Genomic DNA, 2926 nt, shown 5'->3' on the forward strand with positions numbered 1-2926 from the left:
GAGTTGGGCGATGAACGCCGCCCGCCGTCACCCCCGATGAGCTGGCTCGCATCGTGCCGGGTGTCCAGCCCGAGAAGATCGAGCAGTACATCGCCCCGCTCAACGACGCGATGGTGCGCAACGGCATCGACACACCGGTCCGGCAGGCGGCGTTCATCGCCCAACTCGCCGTCGAGTCCGATTCCTTCCGCACCTTCGAGGAGTACGCCTCCGGGCGCGCCTACGAGGGCCGCCGCGATCTCGGCAATACCCAGCCGGGAGACGGCGTGCGCTACAAGGGTCGCGGCGCCATTCAGATCACGGGTCGTCACAACTACGAGAAGTTGAGCCAGGCCACCGGGGTGGACTTCGTCGCGAACCCCGAACTGCTGTCCGCGCCGGAGAATGCCTTCACCACGGCCGCCTGGTACTGGACGTCGCGCAACCTCAACCAGGTCGCGGACACCGCCGGGATCGTCCGGGTGTCGGAGATCGTCAACGGTGGCCACCACGCTCTCTCGCGGCGTGTCGCCGACTTCGAGCGGGGCCTGAATGTACTGATCCAGCCGTAATCCCGCCGGCAGCCTCGATCCGTCAGAGAACCTGCGACAGGAACTGTTGCAGCCGTTCGGTTTCAGGGCTGTCGAACAGTTGGTCCGGGGTGCCGGTCTCGACGACCGCGCCGTGATCCATGAACACGACGGTGTCCGACACCGACCGCGCGAAACCCATCTCGTGGGTGACGACGACCATCGTCATGCCGCCGGCACCGAGATCCGCCATCAGCGCCAGCACGCCCTTGACGAGTTCCGGGTCGAGCGCGGAGGTGGCTTCGTCGAAGAACATCACTTGCGGTTTCATCGCCAGTGCCCGCGCGATCGCCACGCGCTGCTGCTGCCCGCCGGACAGATTCGCCGGCCGCGACTCGGCCTTGTGGGCGAGACCCACCAGTTCGAGCTGCTCGAGGGCGAGTGCCCGGGCCTCGTCCTTCGACATGCCCTTGAGCTTGCGGGGCGCCAGCGCGATGTTCTCGATGACCGTCTTGTGCGGGAACAGATTGAAGTGCTGGAACACCATGCCGATGCGCTGACGCAGCGCGTCGGGGTTGTCCTTCAGCACCGACTTCCCGTCGAGCAGCACGTCGCCGGCGTCGGGTTCGTACAGGCGGTTGAGCACGCGCAGCAACGTCGACTTGCCGGATCCGGACGGCCCGATCACGGTGACGGTCTTCCCCGCGTCGACGTGCAGGTCGACGCCGCGCAGCACCTTGTTGGATCCGAACGCCAGGTGCAGCCCCGTGCCGGTCAGCGAGACACCCTCGAGAGTCGGAGCGGTCATGGTCGTTCTCAGCCTCTCTCCACGACGAGGTCCTGCTCGAGCGGGTCGAGCGTGACTTCCTTCCGGCCGACGCGCAGCCGATGGTCGATGTAGTTCACCAGGTGCGTCAGCGGCACCGTCAGAATCAGATAGAACAGACCGGCGGCGACGAGCGGTGACAGGTTGCCGGTCTGGGCGTTGAGGTCGCGGCCGACCGCGAACAGCTCACGTTGCGTCGCGAGCAGGCCGAGGAAGTAGATCAGCGACGAGTCCTTGATGAGGGCGATGAACTGATTCATGAGCGCGGGCAGCACGCGGCGGACGCCCTGCGGCACGACCACCAGCGACATCGACCGCCGGTAACTGAAGCCCAGTGCTCGCGCAGCTTCCATCTGCCCGGCCTCGACCGACTGGATGCCGGAGCGGAAGATCTCGCCGATGTATGCGGCGGCCAGCAGCGCCAGCGCCGCCGCGCCGAGCCAGTACGGATTGTTGCCGGTGAGGCCCTGCACGACCGGTCCCACCCCGAGGCCGACGAGCAGGATGATCACGACGGCGGGCAGTCCCCGGAAGATGTCGGTGTAGACGCGGGCAGGCCAGCGCAGCCACCGGGTGCGGGAGATTCCGGCGACCGCCAGCAGCATGCCCAGGACCGTGCCGGCGATCCCGGAGGTCAGCGCCAGGATCAGGGTGTTCGGTAGACCGGTCTTCAACAGTTCCGGGAACGCCTTCTGATACAGCCCCCAGTCGAAGAAGGTCTCGCGCAGCTGTGTCAGCGTCGATTTCTGTTCGGCGGCGGGTGTGCCCGCGGGTTCGGTGCCCGACTGGGCGGCGAGCGCCGCGAAGTCGGGCAGTTCCGGTTCGGGTGCGGCCTTGCTTCCGGGTTTCCAGCCCTCGGGCAGCTCACGCGGCACCCATTCGGTGTACAGCTCGGCCCACGTGCCGTCGGCGATCACGGCGTCCAGACCGGAGTTCAGCGCGTCGATCAGCGGCTGGTTCTCCTTCGCGACCGCCCAGCCCACGAAGTTGTTGACACTGAACGTGTTCTCCACGATGGACGTGGGGTCACCCGGTGCGATGGCCCCTTCGGCCTGCTGCGACGGCGCGACCCACGCGTCGATCTGGCCGGTCTTCAGATTCGCGTACGCGGTGTTGTAGTCCGGGAACTTGACCGGATCGAGCTTCAGGGTGTTGACGACGTAGTCGTCCTGCACGGTCCCTTGGACGACGCCGATACGGGTGGAAGCGTTCAGATCCGAGAACCCGGTGATCGGGCTTCCGTTGGGCACCACGAGTGAGAAGTAGCCGAAGTCGTAGCCGTTGGTGAACCCGACGAGATTGCGGCGCTCGTCCGTCGTGGTGATCGACGACGAGCCGACGTCGAAGCGGTGCCCAGCGACCTGCGCGAGGAGCCCCGCGAACTCGGTGCCGACGAACTGCACCTCGAGTCCGAGCTTCTCCCCGATGGCCTTCAGAACCTCGTTGTCGTAGCCGGTGAACACGCCCTCGGAGTTCACGCAGATGCTCGGCGGGGCGTCGGACAGCGTGCCGACCGTCAGGACACCCGGGGTGATGAGCCCCAGCCGCGACGTGTCGATGCTCTCGAGCGGCACCACGTCCGGGGTGGTGT

3 protein-coding genes are annotated in these 2926 nt (G+C 66.7%); 1 reads left to right on the plus strand and 2 read right to left on the minus strand.

The window, feature by feature from the left end; all coding sequences use genetic code 11:
- Positions 1 to 53 precede the first annotated feature (53 nt).
- Complete coding sequence (locus I0Q12_RS00810) at positions 54 to 551, plus strand: glycoside hydrolase family 19 protein (RefSeq protein WP_307845966.1); 498 nt, start codon at positions 54 to 56, stop codon at positions 549 to 551.
- Positions 552 to 573: 22 nt separating this feature from the next.
- On the opposite strand, the gene I0Q12_RS00815 is transcribed toward I0Q12_RS00810, so the two are convergent.
- Both I0Q12_RS00815 and I0Q12_RS00820 read right to left on the minus strand, forming a co-directional pair.
- A complete protein-coding gene (locus I0Q12_RS00815; RefSeq protein WP_197250148.1) occupies positions 574 to 1317 on the minus strand; it encodes an amino acid ABC transporter ATP-binding protein in 744 nt (247 codons plus the stop codon).
- Positions 1318 to 1325: 8 nt separating this feature from the next.
- The coding region (locus tag I0Q12_RS00820; RefSeq protein WP_197250149.1) for an ABC transporter substrate-binding protein/permease at positions 1326 to 2926 on the minus strand (1601 nt) is incomplete at its 5' end.

This window comes from Rhodococcus sp. CX (assembly GCF_015865005.1).
GTDB lineage: Bacteria > Actinomycetota > Actinomycetes > Mycobacteriales > Mycobacteriaceae > Rhodococcus.